We start from the raw sequence: 25,129 nt of genomic DNA, 5'->3' as shown, positions 1-25,129 counted from the left end.
CGGCAGCCTGGTGATCGCGGCGAACGGGACTTACACCTTTACGCCGGCCGCCAACTACAACGGCACGGTGCCGACGGTGAGCTACACCGTCACCGACGGCTCGGGCAGCAATGTCACCTCGACCCTGACCATCAGCGTCACCCCGGTCGACGACAACTTCACCGACCTCAGCGAAAGCGTGAGCACCAACGAAGACACCGCCGTGACCGGCAGCGTCCTCACCGGCACGAGCAGCGTCGACGGCCCGGTCAGCGTGGTGAATTTCACCATTGGTGAAACCACCTACGCCGCCGGCAGCACGGCGACCATCGCCAACGTCGGCACCCTGGTGATCGCGGCGAACGGGGCTTACACCTTTACCCCGGCCGCCAACTACAACGGCAGCGTGCCGACGGTGAGCTACACCGTCACCGACGGCTCGGGCAGCAACGTCACCTCGACCCTGACCATCAGCGTCACCCCGGTCGACGACAGCTTCACCGACCTCAGCGAAAGCGTGACTACCGCCGAAGACACCGCCGTCACCGGCAGTGTGTTGACCGGCACCTCGAGCGTTGACGGTCCGGTCAGCGTGGTGAATTTCACCATCGGTGAAACCACCTACGCCGCCGGCAGCACGGCGACCATCGCCAACGTCGGCACCCTGGTGATCGCGGCGAACGGGACTTACACCTTTACGCCGGCCGAAAATTACAACGGCAACGTGCCGACGGTGAGCTACACCGTCACCGACGGTTCCGGCAGCAATGTCACCTCGACCCTGACCATCAGCGTCACGCCGGTCGACGACAACTTTACCGACCTCAGCGAAAGCGTGACCACCGCCGAAGACACCGCCGTCACCGGCAGCGTGTTGACCGGTACCTCGAGCGTCGACGGCCCGGTCAGCGTGGTGAACTTCACCATCAACGGTGTTGCTGGCACTTTCACCGCTGGCCAGACCGCGACCATCGCCAACGTCGGCAGCCTGGTGATCGCGGCGAACGGGACTTACACCTTCACGCCTGCCGAAAATTACAACGGCAGCGTGCCGACGGTGAGCTACACCGTCACCGACGGTTCCGGCAGCAATGTCACCTCGACCCTGACCATCAACGTCACCCCGGTCGACGACAGCTTCAGCGACCTCAGCGAAAGCGTGACTACCGCCGAAGACACCGCCGTCACCGGCAGTGTGTTGACCGGCACCTCGAGCGTTGACGGTCCGGTCAGCGTGGTGAATTTCACCATCGGTGAAACCACCTACGCCGCCGGCAGCACGGCGACCATCGCTAACGTCGGCACCCTGGTGATCGCGGCGAACGGGACTTACACCTTTACGCCGGCCGAAAATTACAACGGCAACGTGCCGACGGTGAGCTACACCGTCACCGACGGCTCGGGCAGCAATGTCACCTCGACCCTGACCATCAGCGTCACGCCGGTCGACGACAACTTTACCGACCTCAGCGAAAGCGTGAGCACCAACGAAGACACCGCCGTGACCGGCAGCGTCCTCACCGGCACGAGCAGCGTCGACGGCCCGGTCAGCGTGGTGAATTTCACCATTGGTGAAACCACCTACGCCGCCGGCAGCACGGCGACCATCGCCAACGTCGGCAGCCTGGTGATCGCGGCGAACGGGGCTTACACCTTTACCCCGGCCGCCAACTACAACGGCAGCGTGCCGACGGTGAGCTACACCGTCACCGACGGTTCCGGCAGCAACGTCACCTCGACCCTGACCATCAGCGTCACCCCGGTCGACGACAGCTTCAGCGACCTCAGCGAAAGCGTGAGCACCGCCGAAGACACCGCCGTCACCGGCAGCGTGTTGACCGGTACCTCGAGCGTCGACGGCCCGGTCAGCGTGGTGAATTTCACCATCGACGGTGTTGCTGGCACGTTCACCGCCGGCCAAACCGCGACCATCGCCAATGTCGGCAGCCTGGCGATCGGCGCCAACGGGACTTACACCTTCACCCCGGCCGCCAACTACAACGGCAACGTGCCGACGGTGAGCTACACCGTCACCGACGGCTCGGGCAGCAATGTCACCTCGACCCTGACCATCAGCGTCACCCCGGTCGACGACAACTTCAGCGACCTCAGCGAAAGCGTGAGCACCGCCGAAGACACCGCCGTCACCGGCAGCGTCCTCACCGGCACGAGCAGCGTCGACGGGCCGGTCAGCGTGGTGAACTTCACCATCAACGGTGTTGCTGGCACTTTCACCGCTGGCCAGACCGCGACCATTGCCAACGTCGGCAGCCTGGTGATCGCGGCGAACGGGACTTACACCTTCACGCCGGCCGAAAATTACAACGGCAGCGTGCCGACGGTCAGCTACACCGTCACCGACGGTTCCGGCAGCAATGTCACCTCGACCCTGACCATCAACGTCACCCCGGTCGATGACAGCTTCAGCGACCTCAGTGAAAGCGTGAGCACCGCCGAAGACACCGCCGTGACCGGCAGCGTCCTCACCGGCACGAGCAGCGTCGACGGTCCGGTCAGCGTGGTGAACTTCACCATCGGTGAAACCACCTACGCCGCCGGCAGCACGGCGACCATCGCCAACGTCGGCACCCTGGTGATCGCGGCGAACGGGACTTACACCTTCACGCCGGCCGAAAATTACAACGGCAACGTGCCGACGGTGAGCTACACCGTCACCGACGGCTCCGGCAGCAACGTCACCTCGACCCTGACCATCAACGTCACCCCGGTCGATGACAGCTTCACCGACCTCAGCGAAAGCGTGAGCACCAACGAAGACACCGCCGTGACCGGCAGCGTCCTCACCGGCACGAGCAGCGTCGATGGTCCGGTCAGCGTGGTGAATTTCACCATCGACGGTGTTGCTGGCACTTTCACCGCTGGCCAAACCGCGACCATTGCCAACGTCGGCAGCCTGGTGATCGGCGCCAACGGGACTTACACCTTCACGCCTGCCGAAAATTACAACGGCAGCGTGCCGACGGTGAGCTACACCGTCACCGACGGCTCGGGCAGCAACGTCACTTCGACCCTGACCATCAGCGTCACCCCGGTCGATGACAGCTTCACCGACCTCAGCGAAAGCGTGAGCACCGCTGAAGACACCGCCGTCACCGGCAGTGTGTTGACCGGCACCTCGAGCGTTGACGGTCCGGTCAGCGTGGTGAATTTCACCATCGGTGAAACCACCTACGCCGCCGGCAGCACGGCGACCATCGCCAACGTCGGCAGCCTGGTGATCGCGGCGAACGGGACTTACACCTTTACGCCGGCCGAAAATTACAACGGCAACGTGCCGACGGTGAGCTACACCGTCACCGACGGCTCGGGCAGCAATGTCACCTCGACCCTGACCATCAACGTCACCCCGGTCGATGACAACTTCACCGACATCAGCGAAAGCGTGACCACCGCCGAAGACACCGCCGTCACCGGCAGCGTCCTCACCGGTACCTCAAGCGTCGACGGCCCAGTCAGCGTGGTGAATTTCACCATCGACGGTGTTAGTGGCACTTTCACCGCTGGCCAAACCGCGACCATTGCCAACGTCGGCACCCTGGTGATCGGCGCCAACGGCACTTACACCTTCACGCCGGCCGCCAACTACAACGGTACGGTGCCAACCGTCAGCTACACCGTCACCGACGGTTCCGGCAGCAACGTCACCTCGACCCTGACCATCAACGTCACCCCGGTCGATGACAGTTTCACCGACCTCAGCGAAAGCGTGAGCACCAACGAAGACACCGCCGTGACCGGCAGCGTGTTGACCGGTACCTCGAGCGTTGACGGGCCGGTCAGCGTGGTTAACTTCACCATCGATGGTGTTAGTGGCACTTTCACCGCCGGCCAGACCGCAACCATTGCCAATGTCGGCACCCTGGTGATCGGCGCCAACGGCGCCTATACCTTTACGCCGGCCGAAAACTACAACGGCACGGTGCCGACGGTCAGCTACACCGTCACCGACGGCTCGGGCAGCAACGTCACTTCGACCCTGACCATCAACGTCACCCCGGTCGATGACAGCTTCAGCGACCTCAGCGAAAGCGTGAGCACCGCAGAAGACACCGCCCTCACCGGCAGCGTCCTCAGTGGCACCTCGAGCGTCGACGGTCCGGTCAGCGTGGTGAACTTCACCATCGGTGAAACCACCTACGCCGCCGGCAGCACGGCGACCATCGCCAACGTCGGCACCCTGGTGATCGCGGCGAACGGGACTTACACCTTTACGCCGGCCGAAAATTACAACGGCAACGTGCCGACGGTGAGCTACACCGTCACCGACGGCTCGGGCAGCAATGTCACCTCGACCCTGACCATCAGCGTCACGCCGGTCGACGACAACTTTACCGACCTCAGCGAAAGCGTGAGCACCGCCGAAGACACCGCCGTCACCGGCAGCGTCCTCACCGGCACGAGCAGCGTCGACGGGCCGGTCAGCGTGGTGAACTTCACCATCAACGGTGTTGCTGGCACTTTCACCGCTGGCCAGACCGCGACCATTGCCAACGTCGGCAGCCTGGTGATCGCGGCGAACGGGACTTACACCTTCACGCCGGCCGAAAATTACAACGGCAGCGTGCCGACGGTGAGCTACACCGTCACCGACGGTTCCGGCAGCAATGTCACCTCGACCCTGACCATCAGCGTCACGCCGGTCGACGACAACTTTACCGACCTCAGCGAAAGCGTGACCACCGCCGAAGACACCGCCGTCACCGGCAGCGTGTTGACCGGTACCTCGAGCGTCGACGGCCCGGTCAGCGTGGTGAACTTCACCATCAACGGTGTTGCTGGCACTTTCACCGCTGGCCAGACCGCGACCATCGCCAACGTCGGCAGCCTGGTGATCGCGGCGAACGGGACTTACACCTTCACGCCTGCCGAAAATTACAACGGCAGCGTGCCGACGGTGAGCTACACCGTCACCGACGGTTCCGGCAGCAATGTCACCTCGACCCTGACCATCAACGTCACCCCGGTCGACGACAGCTTCAGCGACCTCAGCGAAAGCGTGACTACCGCCGAAGACACCGCCGTCACCGGCAGTGTGTTGACCGGCACCTCGAGCGTTGACGGTCCGGTCAGCGTGGTGAATTTCACCATCGGTGAAACCACCTACGCCGCCGGCAGCACGGCGACCATCGCTAACGTCGGCACCCTGGTGATCGCGGCGAACGGGACTTACACCTTTACGCCGGCCGAAAATTACAACGGCAACGTGCCGACGGTGAGCTACACCGTCACCGACGGCTCGGGCAGCAATGTCACCTCGACCCTGACCATCAGCGTCACGCCGGTCGACGACAACTTTACCGACCTCAGCGAAAGCGTGAGCACCAACGAAGACACCGCCGTGACCGGCAGCGTCCTCACCGGCACGAGCAGCGTCGACGGCCCGGTCAGCGTGGTGAATTTCACCATTGGTGAAACCACCTACGCCGCCGGCAGCACGGCGACCATCGCCAACGTCGGCAGCCTGGTGATCGCGGCGAACGGGGCTTACACCTTTACCCCGGCCGCCAACTACAACGGCAGCGTGCCGACGGTGAGCTACACCGTCACCGACGGTTCCGGCAGCAACGTCACCTCGACCCTGACCATCAGCGTCACCCCGGTCGACGACAGCTTCAGCGACCTCAGCGAAAGCGTGAGCACCGCCGAAGACACCGCCGTCACCGGCAGCGTGTTGACCGGTACCTCGAGCGTCGACGGCCCGGTCAGCGTGGTGAATTTCACCATCGACGGTGTTGCTGGCACGTTCACCGCCGGCCAAACCGCGACCATCGCCAATGTCGGCAGCCTGGCGATCGGCGCCAACGGGACTTACACCTTCACCCCGGCCGCCAACTACAACGGCAACGTGCCGACGGTGAGCTACACCGTCACCGACGGCTCGGGCAGCAATGTCACCTCGACCCTGACCATCAGCGTCACCCCGGTCGACGACAACTTCAGCGACCTCAGCGAAAGCGTGAGCACCGCCGAAGACACCGCCGTCACCGGCAGCGTCCTCACCGGCACGAGCAGCGTCGACGGGCCGGTCAGCGTGGTGAACTTCACCATCAACGGTGTTGCTGGCACTTTCACCGCTGGCCAGACCGCGACCATTGCCAACGTCGGCAGCCTGGTGATCGCGGCGAACGGGACTTACACCTTCACGCCGGCCGAAAATTACAACGGCAGCGTGCCGACGGTCAGCTACACCGTCACCGACGGTTCCGGCAGCAATGTCACCTCGACCCTGACCATCAACGTCACCCCGGTCGATGACAGCTTCAGCGACCTCAGTGAAAGCGTGAGCACCGCCGAAGACACCGCCGTGACCGGCAGCGTCCTCACCGGCACGAGCAGCGTCGACGGTCCGGTCAGCGTGGTGAACTTCACCATCGGTGAAACCACCTACGCCGCCGGCAGCACGGCGACCATCGCCAACGTCGGCACCCTGGTGATCGCGGCGAACGGGACTTACACCTTCACGCCGGCCGAAAATTACAACGGCAACGTGCCGACGGTGAGCTACACCGTCACCGACGGCTCCGGCAGCAACGTCACCTCGACCCTGACCATCAACGTCACCCCGGTCGATGACAGCTTCACCGACCTCAGCGAAAGCGTGAGCACCAACGAAGACACCGCCGTGACCGGCAGCGTCCTCACCGGCACGAGCAGCGTCGATGGTCCGGTCAGCGTGGTGAATTTCACCATCGACGGTGTTGCTGGCACTTTCACCGCTGGCCAAACCGCGACCATTGCCAACGTCGGCAGCCTGGTGATCGGCGCCAACGGGACTTACACCTTCACGCCTGCCGAAAATTACAACGGCAGCGTGCCGACGGTGAGCTACACCGTCACCGACGGCTCGGGCAGCAACGTCACTTCGACCCTGACCATCAGCGTCACCCCGGTCGATGACAGCTTCACCGACCTCAGCGAAAGCGTGAGCACCGCTGAAGACACCGCCGTCACCGGCAGTGTGTTGACCGGCACCTCGAGCGTTGACGGTCCGGTCAGCGTGGTGAATTTCACCATCGGTGAAACCACCTACGCCGCCGGCAGCACGGCGACCATCGCCAACGTCGGCAGCCTGGTGATCGCGGCGAACGGGACTTACACCTTTACGCCGGCCGAAAATTACAACGGCAACGTGCCGACGGTGAGCTACACCGTCACCGACGGCTCGGGCAGCAATGTCACCTCGACCCTGACCATCAACGTCACCCCGGTCGATGACAACTTCACCGACATCAGCGAAAGCGTGACCACCGCCGAAGACACCGCCGTCACCGGCAGCGTCCTCACCGGTACCTCAAGCGTCGACGGCCCAGTCAGCGTGGTGAATTTCACCATCGACGGTGTTAGTGGCACTTTCACCGCTGGCCAAACCGCGACCATTGCCAACGTCGGCACCCTGGTGATCGGCGCCAACGGCACTTACACCTTCACGCCGGCCGCCAACTACAACGGTACGGTGCCAACCGTCAGCTACACCGTCACCGACGGTTCCGGCAGCAACGTCACCTCGACCCTGACCATCAACGTCACCCCGGTCGATGACAGTTTCACCGACCTCAGCGAAAGCGTGAGCACCAACGAAGACACCGCCGTGACCGGCAGCGTGTTGACCGGTACCTCGAGCGTTGACGGGCCGGTCAGCGTGGTTAACTTCACCATCGATGGTGTTAGTGGCACTTTCACCGCTGGCCAAACCGCGACCATTGCCAACGTCGGCACCCTGGTGATCGGCGCCAACGGCGCCTATACCTTTACGCCGGCCGAAAACTACAACGGCACGGTGCCGACGGTCAGCTACACCGTCACCGACGGCTCGGGCAGCAACGTCACTTCGACCCTGACCATCAACGTCACCCCGGTCGATGACAGCTTCAGCGACCTCAGCGAAAGCGTGAGCACCGCAGAAGACACCGCCCTCACCGGCAGCGTCCTCAGTGGCACCTCGAGCGTTGACGGGCCGGTCAGCGTGGTTAACTTCACCATCGATGGTGTTAGTGGCACTTTCACCGCCGGCCAGACCGCAACCATTGCCAATGTCGGCACCCTGGTGATCGGCGCCAACGGCGCCTATACCTTTACGCCGGCCGAAAACTACAACGGCACGGTGCCGACGGTCAGCTACACCGTCACCGACGGCTCGGGCAGCAACGTCACTTCGACCCTGACCATCAACGTCACCCCGGTCGATGACAGCTTCAGCGACCTCAGCGAAAGCGTGAGCACCGCAGAAGACACCGCCCTCACCGGCAGCGTCCTCAGTGGCACCTCGAGCGTCGACGGTCCGGTCAGCGTGGTGAACTTCACCATCGGTGAAACCACCTACGCCGCCGGCAGCACGGCGACCATCGCCAACGTCGGCACCCTGGTGATCGCGGCGAACGGGACTTACACCTTTACGCCGGCCGAAAATTACAACGGCAACGTGCCGACGGTGAGCTACACCGTCACCGACGGCTCGGGCAGCAATGTCACCTCGACCCTGACCATCAGCGTCACGCCGGTCGACGACAACTTTACCGACCTCAGCGAAAGCGTGAGCACCGCCGAAGACACCGCCGTCACCGGCAGCGTCCTCACCGGCACGAGCAGCGTCGACGGGCCGGTCAGCGTGGTGAACTTCACCATCAACGGTGTTGCTGGCACTTTCACCGCTGGCCAGACCGCGACCATTGCCAACGTCGGCAGCCTGGTGATCGGCGCCAACGGCACTTACACCTTCACGCCGGCCGCCAACTACAACGGTACGGTGCCAACCGTCAGCTACACCGTCACCGACGGTTCCGGCAGCAACGTCACCTCGACCCTGACCATCAACGTCACCCCGGTCGATGACAGCTTCAGCGACCTCAGCGAAAGCGTGACTACCGCCGAAGACACCGCCGTCACCGGCAGTGTGTTGACCGGCACCTCGAGCGTTGACGGTCCGGTCAGCGTGGTGAATTTCACCATCGGTGAAACCACCTACGCCGCCGGCAGCACGGCGACCATCGCCAACGTCGGCAGCTTGGTCATCGGTGCCAACGGCGCCTATACCTTCACCCCTGCCGAAAATTACAACGGCAACGTGCCGACGGTGAGCTACACCGTCACCGACGGCTCGGGCAGCAATGTCACCTCGACCCTGACCATCAGCGTCACCCCGGTCGACGACAACTTTACCGACCTCAGCGAAAGCGTGACCACCGCCGAAGACACCGCCGTCACCGGCAGCGTGTTGACCGGTACCTCGAGCGTCGACGGCCCGGTCAGCGTGGTGAATTTCACCATCGACGGTGTTGCTGGCACGTTCACCGCCGGCCAAACCGCGACCATCGCTAACGTCGGTACCCTGGCGATCGGCGCCAACGGGACTTACACCTTCACCCCGGCCGCCAACTACAACGGCAACGTGCCGACGGTGAGCTACACCGTCACCGACGGCTCCGGCAGCAACGTCACCTCGACCCTGACCATCAACGTCACCCCGGTCGATGACAGCTTCACCGACCTCAGCGAAAGCGTGACCACCAACGAAGACACCGCCGTCACCGGCAGCGTCCTCACTGGTACGAGCAGCGTCGATGGTCCAGTCAGCGTGGTGAATTTCACCATCGACGGTGTTGCTGGCACGTTCACCGCCGGCCAGACCGCGACCATCGCCAACGTCGGCAGCCTGGTGATCGGTGCCAACGGCACCTATACCTTCACCCCGGACGCCAACTACAACGGCAGCGTGCCGACGGTGAGCTACACCGTCACCGACGGCTCGGGCAGCAACGTCACCTCGACCCTGACCATCAACGTCACCCCGGTCGATGACAGCTTCACCGACGCCAGCGAAACGGTCTCCACCCAGGAAGACACCGCCGTCACTGGCAGCGTCCTCAGTGGCACCTCGAGCGTCGACGGGCCAGTCAGCGTGGTGAACTTCACCATTGGTGAAACCACCTACGCCGCCGGCAGCACGGCGACCATCGCCAACGTCGGTACCCTGGCGATCGGCGCCAACGGGACTTACACCTTCACCCCGGCCGCCAACTACAACGGCAGCGTGCCGACGGTGAGCTACACCGTCACCGACGGCTCGGGCAGCAACGTCACCTCGACCCTGACCATCAGCGTCACCCCGGTCGACGACAGCTTCACCGACCTCAGCGAAAGCGTGACTACCAACGAAGACACCGCCGTCACCGGCAGCGTCCTCACCGGCACGAGCAGCGTCGACGGCCCGGTCAGCGTGGTGAATTTCACCATCGACGGTGTTGCTGGCACGTTCACAGCCGGCCAGACCGCGACCATCGCCAATGTCGGCACCCTGGTGATCGGTGCCAACGGCACCTATACCTTTACGCCGGCCGAAAATTACAACGGCAGCGTGCCGACGGTGAGCTACACCGTCACCGACGGCTCGGGCAGCAACGTCACTTCGACCCTGACCATCAGCGTCACGCCGGTCGACGACAACTTCAGCGACCTCAGCGAAAGCGTGAGCACCGCCGAAGACACCGCCGTCACCGGCAGCGTCCTCACCGGCACGAGCAGCGTCGACGGCCCGGTCAGCGTGGTGAATTTCACCATCGACGGTGTTGCTGGCACGTTCACCGCTGGCCAGACCGCGACCATCGCCAACGTCGGCAGCCTGGTGATCGGTGCCAACGGGACTTACACCTTCACGCCTGCCGAAAATTACAACGGCAGCGTGCCGACGGTGAGCTACACCGTCACCGACGGCTCGGGCAGCAACGTCACCTCGACCCTGACCATCAGCGTCACCCCGGTCGATGACAGCTTCACCGACCTCAGCGAAAGCGTGAGCACCGCCGAAGACACCGCCGTCACCGGCAGCGTCCTCAGTGGCACCTCGAGCGTCGACGGTCCGGTCAGCGTGGTTAATTTCACCATCGACGGTGTTGCTGGCACTTTCACCGCTGGCCAGACCGCGACCATCGCCAACGTCGGCAGCCTGGTGATCGGCGCCAACGGCGCTTACACCTTTACCCCGGCCGCCAACTACAACGGCAGCGTGCCGACGGTCAGCTACACCGTCACCGACGGCTCGGGCAGCAACGTCACCTCGAGCCTGACCATCAACGTCACCCCGGTCGACGACAGCTTCACCGACCTCAGCGAAAGCGTGAGCACCGCCGAAGACACCGCCTTGACCGGCAGTGTGTTGACCGGCACGAGCAGCGTCGATGGTCCGGTCAGCGTGGTGAATTTCACCATCGACGGTGTTGCTGGCACGTTCACCGCCGGCCAGACCGCGACCATTGCCAACGTCGGCACCCTGGTGATCGGCGCCAACGGCGCCTATACCTTTACGCCGGCCGAAAACTACAACGGCAGCGTGCCGACGGTCAGCTACACCGTCACCGACGGCTCCGGCAGCAACGTCACCTCGACCCTGACCATCAACGTCACCCCGGTCGATGACAGCTTCACCGACCTCAGCGAAAGCGTGACTACCAACGAAGACACCGCCGTCACCGGCAATGTGTTGACCGGCACGAGCAGCGTTGACGGCCCGGTCAGCGTGGTGAATTTCACCATCGACGGTGTTGCTGGCACGTTCACCGCCGGCCAGACCGCGACCATCGCCAACGTCGGCAGCCTGGTGATCGGTGCCAACGGCACCTATACCTTCACCCCGGACGCCAACTACAACGGCAGCGTGCCGACGGTGAGCTACACCGTCACCGACGGCTCCGGCAGCAACGTCACCTCGACCCTGACCATCAACGTCACCCCGGTCGATGACAGCTTCACCGACCTCAGCGAAAACGTGACCACCAACGAAGACACCGCCGTCACTGGCAGCGTCCTCACCGGCACGAGCAGCGTCGATGGTCCGGTCAGCGTGGTTAACTTCACCATCGGTGAAACCACCTACGCCGCCGGTAACACGGCGACCATCGCTAACGTCGGCACCCTGGTGATCGCGGCGAACGGTGCTTACACCTTCACCCCGGCCGAAAATTACAACGGCAGCGTGCCGACGGTCAGCTACACCGTCACCGACGGTTCCGGCAGCAACGTCACCTCGACCCTGACCATCAACGTCACCCCGGTCGATGACAGCTTCAGCGACCTCAGCGAAAGCGTGAGCACCAACGAAGACACCGCCGTCACCGGCAATGTGTTGACCGGCACGAGCAGCGTTGACGGCCCGGTCAGCGTGGTGAATTTCACCATCGACGGTGTTGCTGGCACGTTCACCGCCGGCCAGACCGCGACCATCGCCAACGTCGGCAGCCTGGTGATCGGTGCCAACGGCGCTTATACCTTCACGCCGGCCGAAAATTACAACGGCAGCGTGCCGACGGTGAGCTACACCGTCACCGACGGTTCCGGCAGCAACGTCACCTCGACCCTGACCATCAACGTCACCCCGGTCGACGACAGCTTCACCGACCTCAGCGAAAGCGTGACCACCGCCGAAGACACCGCCGTCACCGGCAGCGTCCTCACCGGTACCTCGAGCGTCGACGGCCCGGTCAGCGTGGTGAACTTCACCATCGGTGAAACCACCTACGCCGCCGGCAGCACGGCGACCATCGCTAACGTCGGTAGCCTGGTGATCGGCGCCAACGGCGCCTACACCTTCACGCCGGCCGAAAATTACAACGGCAGCGTGCCGACGGTCAGCTACACCGTCACCGACGGCTCGGGCAGCAACGTCACCTCGACCCTGACCATCAGCGTCACCCCGGTCGATGACAGCTTCACCGACCTCAGCGAAAGCGTGAGCACCGCCGAAGACACCGCCGTCACCGGCAGCGTCCTCACTGGCACGAGCAGCGTCGACGGCCCGGTCAGCGTGGTGAATTTCAGCATTGGTGAAACCACCTACGCCGCCGGCAGCACGGCGACCATCGCCAACGTCGGCAGCCTGGTGATCGCGGCGAACGGGACTTACACCTTCACGCCTGCCGAAAATTACAACGGCAGCGTGCCGACGGTGAGCTACACCGTCACCGACGGCTCGGGCAGCAACGTCACCTCGACCCTGACCATCAGCGTCACGCCAGTCGATGACAGCTTCACCGACATCAGCGAAACCGTGACCACCGCCGAAGACACCGTCGTGACCGGCAGCGTCCTCACTGGCACCTCGAGCGTTGACGGTCCGGTCAGCGTGGTGAATTTCACCATCGGTGAAACCACCTACGCCGCCGGCAGCACGGCGACCATCGCCAACGTCGGCAGCCTGGTGATCGCGGCGAACGGGACTTACACCTTTACGCCGGCCGCCAACTACAACGGCACGGTGCCGACGGTGAGCTACACCGTCACCGACGGCTCGGGCAGCAATGTCACCTCGACCCTGACCATCAACGTCACCCCGGTCGACGACAACTTCACCGACCTCAGCGAAAGCGTGACCACCGCCGAAGACACCGCCGTCACCGGCAGCGTGTTGACCGGTACCTCGAGCGTCGACGGCCCGGTCAGCGTGGTGAATTTCACCATCGACGGTGTTGCTGGCACGTTCACCGCCGGCCAAACCGCGACCATCGCTAACGTCGGTACCCTGGCGATCGGCGCCAACGGGACTTACACCTTCACCCCGGCCGCCAACTACAACGGCACGGTGCCAACCGTGAGCTACACCGTCACCGACGGCTCCGGCAGCAACGTCACCTCGACCCTGACCATCAACGTCACCCCGGTCGATGACAGCTTCACCGACCTCAGCGAAAGCGTGACTACCAACGAAGACACCGCCGTCACCGGCAATGTGTTGACCGGCACGAGCAGCGTTGACGGCCCGGTCAGCGTGGTGAATTTCACCATCGACGGTGTTGCTGGCACGTTCACCGCCGGCCAGACCGCGACCATCGCCAACGTCGGCAGCCTGGTGATCGGTGCCAACGGCACCTATACCTTCACCCCGGACGCCAACTACAACGGCAGCGTGCCGACGGTGAGCTACACCGTCACCGACGGCTCGGGCAGCAATGTCACCTCGACCCTGACCATCAGCGTCACGCCGGTCGACGACAACTTTACCGACCTCAGCGAAAGCGTGACCACCGCCGAAGACACCGCCGTCACCGGCAGCGTGTTGACCGGTACCTCGAGCGTCGACGGGCCAGTCAGCGTGGTGAACTTCACCATCGGTGAAACCACCTACGCCGCCGGCAGCACGGCGACCATCGCCAACGTCGGCAGCCTGGTGATCGCGGCGAACGGGACTTACACCTTCACGCCTGCCGAAAATTACAACGGCAGCGTGCCGACGGTGAGCTACACCGTCACCGACGGTTCCGGCAGCAATGTCACCTCGACCCTGACCATCAACGTCACCCCGGTCGACGACAGCTTCAGCGACCTCAGCGAAAGCGTGACTACCGCCGAAGACACCGCCGTCACCGGCAGTGTGTTGACCGGCACCTCGAGCGTTGACGGTCCGGTCAGCGTGGTGAATTTCACCATCGGTGAAACCACCTACGCCGCCGGCAGCACGGCGACCATCGCTAACGTCGGCACCCTGGTGATCGCGGCGAACGGGACTTACACCTTTACGCCGGCCGAAAATTACAACGGCAACGTGCCGACGGTGAGCTACACCGTCACCGACGGCTCGGGCAGCAATGTCACCTCGACCCTGACCATCAGCGTCACGCCGGTCGACGACAACTTTACCGACCTCAGCGAAAGCGTGACCACCGCCGAAGACACCGCCGTCACCGGCAGCGTGTTGACCGGTACCTCGAGCGTCGACGGCCCGGTCAGCGTGGTGAATTTCACCATCGACGGTGTTGCTGGCACGTTCACCGCCGGCCAAACCGCGACCATCGCTAACGTCGGTACCCTGGCGATCGGCGCCAACGGGACTTACACCTTCACCCCGGCCGCCAACTACAACGGCACGGTGCCAACCGTGAGCTACACCGTCACCGACGGCTCCGGCAGCAACGTCACCTCGACCCTGACCATCAACGTCACCCCGGTCGATGACAGCTTCACCGACCTCAGCGAAAGCGTGACTACCAACGAAGACACCGCCGTCACCGGCAATGTGTTGACCGGCACGAGCAGCGTTGACGGCCCGGTCAGCGTGGTGAATTTCACCATCGACGGTGTTGCTGGCACGTTCACCGCCGGCCAGACCGCGACCATCGCCAACGTCGGCAGCCTGGTGATCGGTGCCAACGGCACCTATACCTTCACCCCGGACGCCAACTACAACGGCAGCGTGCCGACGGTGAGCTACACCGTCACCGACGGCTCCGGCAGCAACGTCACCTCGACCCTGACCATCAACGTCACCCCGGTCGATGACAGCTTCACCGACCTCAGCGAAAACGTGACCACCAACGAAGACACCGCCGTCACTGGCAGCGTCCTCACCGGCACGAGCAGCGTCGATGGTCCGGTCAGCGTGGTTAACTTCACCATCGGTGAAACCACCTACGCCGCCGGTAACACGGCGACCATCGCTAACGTCGGCACCCTGGTGATCGCGGCGAACGGTGCTTACACCTTCACCCCGGCCGAAAATTACAACGGCAGCGTGCCAACCGTGAGCTACACCGTCACCGACGGTTCCGGCAGCAACGTCACCTCGACCCTGACCATCAACGTCACCCCGGTCGATGACAGCTTCAGCGACCTCAGCGAAAGCGTGAGCACCAACGAAGACACCGCCGTCACCGGCAGCGTCCTCACCGGTACCTCGAGCGTCGACGGGCCAGTCAGCGTGGTGAACTTCACCATCGGTGAAACCACCTACGCCGCCGGCAGCACGGCGACCATCGCCAACGTCGGCAGCCTGGTCATCGGTGCCAACGGCGCCTATACCTTCACCCCGGCCGAAAATTACAACGGCACGGTGCCAACGGTGAGCTACACCGTCACCGACGGTTCCGGCAGCAACGTCACCTCGACCCTGACCATCAACGTCACCCCGCTCGACGACAGTTTCACCGACCTCAGCGAAACCGTGACTACCGCTGAAGACACCGCCGTCACCGGCAGCGTCCTCACTGGCACGAGCAGCGTCGACGGTCCGGTCAGCGTGGTTAACTTCACCATCGACGGTGTTAGTGGCACTTTCACTGCTGGCCAAACCGCGACCATTGCCAACGTCGGCAGCCTGGTGATCGGCGCCAACGGCACTTACACCTTCACGCCGGCCGCCAACTACAACGGTACGGTGCCAACCGTCAGCTACACCGTCACCGACGGTTCCGGCAGCAACGTCACCTCGACCCTGACCATCAACGTCACCCCGGTCGATGACAGCTTCAGCGACCTCAGCGAAAGCGTGACTACCGCCGAAGACACCGCCGTCACCGGCAGTGTGTTGACCGGCACCTCGAGCGTTGACGGTCCGGTCAGCGTGGTGAATTTCACCATCGGTGAAACCACCTACGCCGCCGGCAGCACGGCGACCATCGCCAACGTCGGCAGCTTGGTCATCGGTGCCAACGGCGCCTATACCTTCACCCCTGCCGAAAATTACAACGGCAACGTGCCGACGGTGAGCTACACCGTCACCGACGGCTCGGGCAGCAATGTCACCTCGACCCTGACCATCAGCGTCACCCCGGTCGACGACAACTTTACCGACCTCAGCGAAAGCGTGACCACCGCCGAAGACACCGCCGTCACCGGCAGCGTGTTGACCGGTACCTCGAGCGTCGACGGCCCGGTCAGCGTGGTGAATTTCACCATCGACGGTGTTGCTGGCACGTTCACCGCCGGCCAAACCGCGACCATCGCTAACGTCGGTACCCTGGCGATCGGCGCCAACGGGACTTACACCTTCACCCCGGCCGCCAACTACAACGGCAACGTGCCGACGGTGAGCTACACCGTCACCGACGGCTCCGGCAGCAACGTCACCTCGACCCTGACCATCAACGTCACCCCGGTCGATGACAGCTTCACCGACCTCAGCGAAAGCGTGACCACCAACGAAGACACCGCCGTCACCGGCAGCGTCCTCACTGGTACGAGCAGCGTCGATGGTCCAGTCAGCGTGGTGAATTTCACCATCGACGGTGTTGCTGGCACGTTCACCGCCGGCCAGACCGCGACCATTGCCAACGTCGGCACCCTGGTGATCGGCGCCAACGGCGCCTATACCTTTACGCCGGCCGAAAACTACAACGGCAGCGTGCCGACGGTCAGCTACACCGTCACCGACGGCTCGGGCAACAACGTCACCTCGACCCTGACCATCAGCGTCACCCCGGTCGACGACAGCTTCACCGACCTCAGCGAAAGCGTGACTACCAACGAAGACACCGCCGTGACCGGCAGCGTCCTCAGTGGCACCTCGAGCGTCGACGGCCCGGTCAGCGTGGTGAATTTCACCATCGGTGAAACCACCTACGCCGCTGGCAGCACCGCGACCATCGCCAACGTCGGCACCCTGGTGATCGGTGCCAACGGCGCCTACACCTTCACGCCGGCCGAGAATTACAACGGCAGCGTGCCGGCCGTGAGCTACACCGTCACCGACGGCTCCGGCAGCAACGTCACCTCGACCCTGAGCATCAGCGTCACCCCGGTCGACGACAACTTCACCGACCTCAGCGAAAGCGTGAGCACCGCCGAAGACACCGCCGTGACCGGCAGCGTCCTCACTGGCACGAGCAGCGTCGACGGTCCGGTCAGCGTGGTGAACTTCACCATCGGTGAAACCACCTACGCCGCCGGCAGCACGGCGACCATCGCCAACGTCGGTACCCTGGTGATCGGCGCCAACGGGACTTACACCTTCACCCCGGCCGAAAATTACAACGGCAGCGTGCCGACGGTGAGCTACACCGTCACCGACGGTTCCGGCAGCAACGTCACCTCGAGCCTGACCATCAACGTCACCCCGGTCGATGACAGCTTCACCGACCTCAGCGAAAGCGTGAGCACCAACGAAGACACCGCCGTCACCGGCAGTGTGTTGACCGGTACCTCGAGCGTTGACGGGCCGGTCAGCGTGGTGAACTTCACCATTGGTGAAACCACCTACGCCGCCGGCAGCACGGCGACCATCGCCAACGTCGGTAGCCTGGTGATCGCGGCAAACGGCGCCTATACCTTCACCCCGGACGCCAACTACAACGGCAGCGTGCCAACGGTGAGCTACACCGTCACCGACGGTTCCGGCAGCAACGTCACCTCGACCCTGACCATCAACGTCACCCCGGTCGATGACAGCTTCACCGACCTCAGCGAAAGCGTGAGCACCAACGAAGACACCGCCGTGACCGGCAACGTCCTCAGTGGCACCTCGAGCGTTGACGGCCCGGTCAGCGTGGTTAACTTCACGGTTGGCGGCACCCAGCACCAAGCCGGTGAAACCGCAACCATTGCCAATGTCGGCACCCTGGTCATCGGCGCCAACGGCGCCTACACCTTTACCCCGGACGCCAACTACAACGGCAGCGTGCCGACGGTGAGCTACACCGTCACCGACGGCTCCGGCAGCAACGTCACCTCGACCCTGACCATCAACGTCACCCCGGTCGATGACAGCTTCACCGACATCAGCGAAAGCGTGAGCACCGCCGAAGACACCGCCGTCACCGGCAGCGTCCTCACTGGCACCTCGAGCGTCGACGGGCCAGTCAGCGTGGTCAATTTCACCATCGACGGTGTTGCTGGCACTTTCACCGCCGGCCAAACCGCGACCATCGCCAACGTCGGTAGCCTGGTGATCGCGGCAAACGGCGCCTATACCTTCACCCCGGACGCCAACTACAACGGCAGCGTGCCAACCGTGAGCTACACCGTCACCGACGGCTCCGGCAGCAACGTCACCTCGACCCTGACCATCAGCGTCACCCCGGTCGATGACAGCTTCACCGACCTCAGCGAAAGCGTGAGCACCAACGAAGACACCGCCGTCACCGGCAGTGTGTTGACCGGCACCTCGAGCGTTGACGGTCCGGTCAGCGTGGTCAATTTCACCATCGGTGAAACCACCTACGCCGCTGGCAGCACGGCGACCATCGCCAACGTCGGCACCTTGGTGATCGGCGCCAACGGCGCTTATACCTTCACGCCGGCCGAAAATTACAACGGCAGCGTGCCGACGGTCAGCTACACCGTCACCGACGGTTCCGGCAGCAACGTCACCTCGACCCTGACCATCAGCGTCACCCCGCTCGACGACAGCTTCACCGACATCAGCGAAACCGTGACCACCAACGAAGACACCACCGTGACTGGCAGCGTCCTCACCGGCACGGGCAGCGTCGACGGCCCAGTCAGCGTGGTGAATTTCACCATCGGTGAAACCACCTACGCCGCCGGTAACACGGCGACCATCGCCAACGTCGGCAGCCTGGTGATCGGCACCAACGGGACTTACACCTTCACCCCGGCCGCCAACTACAACGGCAGCGTGCCAACCGTGAGCTACACCGTCACCGACGGCTCCGGCAGCAATGTCACCTCGACCCTGACCATCAGCGTCACCCCGGTCGATGACCCGAGCGTTCTGATCGCAGATACCAAGACCGTCGATGAAGACCACGTTGCAATCGGCAATGTGCTTGGCAATGACATCGATGTCGATAACGCCCTGAGTGTCGCGACATTCGCCATACAAGGCGTCCCTGGCTCCTTTACTGCGGGTCAAGTCGCGACTATCAGCGGCGTCGGTACTGTGACTATCGCCACCAACGGCGATTACAGTTTCACCCCTGCCGCAAACTGGAACGGCACCGTTCCACAGATCAGCTACACAACCAATACCAATGTCACCAGCACGCTGGATATTACGGTCAACTCGGTCAACGACGCTCCGACCGTTAATTCCACCTCGGCCAGCGGTAATGAAGATCATGTGATCGCCGTGCAGCTCGGCGGAAATGACATTGACGGCAGCGTCAACCACTTCACCCTGACCAGCCTGCCGGCCAATGGCAGTTTTTACGCAGACGCGGCCGGGACCATTGCGTTGACCACCAGCAGCGTGATCGCCGCAACCGCCAATGGCGCAACGGTTTACTTCAAACCCACCGGCGACTGGAGTGGCACCACCAGCTTCACCTACAGTGCGACCGACAACGGGGGCATGCCTTCTGCTACTTCGGCGACCGGCACCATCGTCGTCGCGCCAGTGACCGATACCCCGAGCCTGTCACTGACCGGTGGCGGTATGGTTGCCTCAACCGACTTCCAGGAAGTCGCGGTGAACGGTTCGAATACCAACGTCGATGTCAGCAAGCTTGGCAACGGCGTCTGGCACACGGACAACCAAGGAGGTATGGTCGAAATCGGCAAGGCCAGCGTTTACGGTGCCGGCGGCAATAGCCAGGTCATCGAACTTGAGCGCAATGCCGGTGATGCGAGCAACCTCTACACCACTATCGATGCGAAGTCCGGCACCACCTATAACGTGTCGTTCGACTATGCACCGCGTGCCGGCGTAGATAATTCGCTTATCAACGTGTACTGGGGCGGCAAGCTCATTGGCACCCTGAACACCTCGACCACGGGCATGCAGCACTACAGCTTCGACGTTCCGGTCATTGCCGATGGCAACCAGAATCTCGAATTCCGCGCCGGGGACAGCAACAGCCTGGGCGGCGTGCTGGACAACATCAATGTCACTCAGGTGCTCAACTCTGGCCTTGAAGACAACGCGATCCTGTTGTCCACCATCCAGGCCCACACCAATGACGCCGACGGTTCGGAAACGCTCACTCTCACACTGAGTGGCTTGCCGGCGGGCTCCATACTCACCGATGGCAACCATACCTTCAATGCTGCCGACAGCTCGACGTCGGTGGACATTACGGGTTGGAACCTGTCCACGCTCAAGCTGACACCGCCGACGAACTTCAATGGCGACATTCCCCTGACCGTTACGGCCACCGCCAAAGACGGCGACGCCCCAAGTGCGAGCACCTCGCTGCCACTGGTGGTGCACGTTGCTGCCGTCGATGACGCAAGCGTGCTGCAGACGGACAAGATCACCGTCGAAGAAGATCACAACGCGATCGGCAACGTGCTGACCAACGACCACGATGTCGATAATGTCCTGAGCGTCGCAAGCTTCAGCGTGAACGGGGTCAACGGCAGTTTCACGGCGGGCCAGACCGCAACCATCACTGGTGTCGGTACGCTAATCATCGCCAGCAACGGCGACTACACCTTCAAGCCGGCTGCCGACTGGAATGGCAACGTTCCACAGGTGACGTACACCACCAATACTGGCTCAAGCAGTACGCTGAACATCAGCGTCACGCCGGTCAACGACAACGTTACCGACGCCAACGAAACCGTCTCGACCCTGGAAGATACCGCCTTGACCGGCAGTGTCCTCACCGGCACGAGCAGCGTTGACGGCCCGGTCAGCGTGGTTAACTTCACCATCGGTGAAACCACCTACGCCGCCGGCAGCACGGCGACCATCGCCAACGTCGGCACCCTGGTCATCGGCGCCAACGGCGCCTACACCTTTACCCCGGCCGCCAACTACAACGGCACGGTGCCAACCGTCACCTACACCGTCACCGACGGTTCCGGCACAGACGACACTTCGACCCTGAACATCAGCGTTACGCCGGTCAACGACAACTTCACCGACGCCAGCGAAACAGTCTCGACCCTGGAAGACACCGCCTTGACCGGCAGTGTGCTCACTGACACGAGTAGCGTTGACGGCCCGGTCAGCGTGGTCAACTTCACCATCGGTGCAACCACTTACACCGCCGGCAGCACGGCGACCATCGCCAATGTCGGCACCCTGGTGATCGCGGCGAACGGGGCTTACACCTTCATCCCGGCCGCCAACTACAACGGCACGGTGCCGACTGTCACCTACACCGTCACCGACGGTTCGGGACCGAACGACACCTCGACCCTGAACATCAGCGTCACGCCGGTCGATGACAGCTTCACCGACGTCAACGAAACGGTATCGACCTTGGAAGATACTGCCCTCACCGGCAGTGTCCTCACCGGCACGAGCAGCGTCGACGGGCCAGTCAGCGTGGTTAACTTCACCATCGGTGAAACCACCTACGCCGCTGGCACCACGGCGACCATCGCCAACGTCGGCACCCTGGTGATCGGCGCCAACGGCGCCTACACCTTCACCCCGGCCGCCAACTACAACGGCGCGGTGCCAACCGTCACCTACACCGTCACCGACGGTTCGGGACCGAACGACACCTCGACCCTGAACATCAGCGTCACGCCGGTCGATGACAGCTTCACCGACGTCAACGAAACGGTATCGACCCTGGAAGACACGGCCCTCACCGGCAGCGTCCTCAGCGGCACGAGCAGCGTCGACGGGCCGGTCAGCGTGGTCAACTTCACCATCGACGGTGTTACTGGCACTTTCATCGCCGGCCAGACCGCGACCATCGCCAACGTCGGCACCCTGGTGATCGGCGCCAACGGTGCCTACACCTTCACCCCGGCCGCCAACTACAACGGCACGGTGCCGAGCGTCACCTACACCGTCACCGACGGCTCGGGATCCAACGACACCTCGACCCTGAATATCAGCGTCACGCCGGTCAACGACAACTTCGCCGACGCCAACGAAACCGTCTCGACCCTGGAAGACACTGCCCTCACCGGCAGCGTCCTCACCGGCACGAGCAGCGTCGACGGCACGGTCAGCGTGGTCAACTTCACCATCAACGGTGTTACTGACACTTTCATCGCCGGCCAGACCGCGACCATCGCCAATGTCGGCAGCCTGGTAATCGCAGCAAACGGGGCTTACACCTTCACCCCGGCCGCCAACTACAACGGCACGGTGCCAACCGTCACCTACACCGTAACCGACGGCTTGGGACCCAACGTCACCTCGACCCTGAACATCAGCGTCACGCCAGTCGATGACCCGAGTGTGCTGGCTGCTGACCTCGAAACCACCCTTGAGGACAAGATCGCCGCCGGTAACGTTCTGACCAATGACCGCGATGTGGACAACGGTCTCAGCGTGACCAAGTTCACTATTGGTGGCATCGAATACACCGCGGGGGGCACTGCCACCATCGCAAACGTGGGCAGGCTGACTCTCGGTGCCAACGGTGACTACAGCTTTACCCCTGCCGACAATTGGAGTGGCAAGGTTCCGACTGTGACCTACACCACCAATACCGGTTCAAGCACCACGCTGGACATCAGTGTGACCGCGGTCGCGGATACACCGATCGTGACCGCCACCACGTCTCAGGTGGCCGAGAACAGCAGCATCGCGTTGGGCTTGAAGGTAACGTCAGTGGACACTGATGGCTCTGAAACCCAGACCATTACCTCGATCGGCGGCATCCCGGCAGGTGCGACCCTGACCGATGGCACGCACACCTTTACCGGCACAACCGGTAACGGCGTCGTCAACCTCAGCGGGTGGGATGTAAGCAAGTTGAGCTACACCCCGGCACCGTACGCCACCGGCACCAACACGCTGACCGTGACGGCAGTCTCGACCGAGAGCCAGGGTGATTCGGCCAGCAATACGACGCAAATTCCGATCACGATCAATCCAGCGGTCTATAACCCGATCACTGCCACCGCAGATAATGACAATGTCACCGGCACCGATGCCAATGACATCGTGGTAGCGGATATCGGTGGGCTGACGGTCGTACCGGGTCAGAACTACAATATCGCCTTCATGGTCGACAGCTCCGGCAGTATGAGTTCCTCGTCGATCAACTCGGCCAAGAACTCGCTGACGTCGGTGTTCAACACCCTCAAGCAAAGCCTGGGCAGCAACTCGGGTACAGTGAACATCTTCCTGGTGGACTTCGACACCCAGGTCAACAAGTCGGTATCGGTGAACCTCAAAGACCCGAATGCGCTGACTCAGTTGAAGGCGACTCTGGACTCGATGTCATCCGGCGGCGGCACCAACTACGAGGACGTGTTCAAAACCACGGCCAACTGGTTCCAGAGTGCGGACGTCGTGGCCAACACGGGGGCGAAGAACCTCACGTATTTCATTACTGACGGCAAGCCAACTTACTACCAAAGCGGCGAGTCGACCAACCCGACCCTGTATGGCAGCACAACACTCGATAGCCTGATCACCACCAGCAACTATCAGCCGGGCACAGCGATCAGCCTGTTCCCCGACAGCACGCACCAGATCGACATTACCGCCTCGGGCTATGTGACCGTCTGGACCAAGAGCAGCAACGGCAACAACGGCAATGGCAATGGCAATGGCAACGGAGGTAGCTGGTCATACAAGGACTTCGGGTATCTGCGTGCCCAGGGTGACGGAACCTACGAATTTTCGAGTCGTGACGGCGACGGCAGTAGCACCGACTGGGACACCACCAGCAACTCAACCGGCAGCTTTACGTTGCTGAGCAACCTGTCGAATGTCGAGGCCATTGGCCTCAACAGCGGAGTGAGCCTCAACGACCTGAAGCCGTACGACTCGAATCAATCGCCACAAACCAACATTGATCCGAAGGACCTGGCCAACTCGATCATCGGCCACACCGAAGCGACGATGCCGGGTCACGACACCGTCAGCGGTGGCGACGGCAACGACCTTCTGTTCGGCGATCTGGTGAGTTTCAACGGCATTGCCGGCGAGGGTTACCAGGCAATGCAAGCCTTCGTGGCGCAGCAATCCGGTGTGGACGTCAGCAACGTCACCACCAGCAATGTGCACCAGTACATCACCGAGCATTACAACGCGTTCGATGTGTCCGGTGCCCATGACGGCAACGACACCCTGCTGGGCGGGGCGGGCAATGACATCCTGTTCGGTTCGGGCGGTAGCGACACCCTCGACGGAGGCAAGGGCAATGACATCCTGCTCGGAGGTACCGGCAACGACACGCTGATGGGCGGACAGGGCAACGACATCCTGATCGGTGGTTCCGGTGGTGACACCTTCGTCTGGAAAGCGGGCGACACCGGCAACGACGTGATCAAGGACTTCAAGGCCAGCGAAGGTGACCGGATCGACCTGCGCGATCTGTTGCAGGGTGAAACCGGCAGCACCATCGACAACTTCCTGAAGATCTCCACGGTCGATGGCGTGTCGTCGCTGCAAGTCAGCACAACCGGCCAGTTCAACTCGGGCAATGCGGCCGCCGCCACACCGGACGTGACGATCAAACTGGAAGGCAACAACTGGTCGAGCGCCAACCTGCACAACCTGATTGCCGGTAGCGACCCGACCATCAAGATCGATCACAACAACAGCTGA

The 25,129-nt window shown here is 62.9% G+C and carries 1 protein-coding gene (running past one end of the window); it reads left to right on the top strand.

The window, feature by feature from the left end:
• Positions 1-25,129 carry the 3' portion of an Ig-like domain-containing protein gene (locus tag PspS34_RS00630; RefSeq protein ID WP_159389491.1) on the top strand. Its footprint begins 4,511 nt before the window's first position, so 25,129 of the gene's 29,640 nt are visible here — the last part of the coding sequence; its start codon lies beyond the left edge, outside the window; the stop codon is at positions 25,127-25,129.

Origin of the sequence: Pseudomonas sp. S34 (genome assembly GCF_009866745.1) — a bacterium.
Taxonomy (GTDB): Bacteria; Pseudomonadota; Gammaproteobacteria; order Pseudomonadales; family Pseudomonadaceae; genus Aquipseudomonas; species Aquipseudomonas jessenii.
This window is presented reverse-complemented; position numbering and strand designations above follow the sequence as displayed.